A 368-nucleotide genomic window follows, 5' to 3' on the forward strand; every position below is an offset into this window, starting at 1 on the left:
CACGCCGTAAACGATGAGTGCTAAGTGTTAGAGGGTTTCCGCCCTTTAGTGCTGCAGCTAACGCATTAAGCACTCCGCCTGGGGAGTACGGCCGCAAGGCTGAAACTCAAAGGAATTGACGGGGGCACGCACAAGCGGTGGAGCATGTGGTTTAATTCGAAGCAACGCGAAGGACCTTACCAGGTCTTGACATCCTCTGACAACCCTAGAGATAGGGCGTTCCCCTTCGGGGGACAGAGTGACAGGTGGTGCATGGTTGTCGTCAGCTCGTGTCGTGAGATGTTGGGTTAAGTCCCGCAACGAGCGCAACCCTTGATCTTAGTTGCCAGCATTCAGTTGGGCACTCTAAGGTGACTGCCGGTGACAAA

1 rRNA gene is annotated in these 368 nt (G+C 54.6%); it reads left to right on the forward strand.

Annotation, left to right across the window (positions count from 1 at the left end):
• Positions 1-368: ribosomal RNA gene (locus CVN76_RS00460) — 16S ribosomal RNA — on the forward strand; the annotation flags it as partial.

This window comes from Bacillus sp. mrc49 (assembly GCF_002803435.1).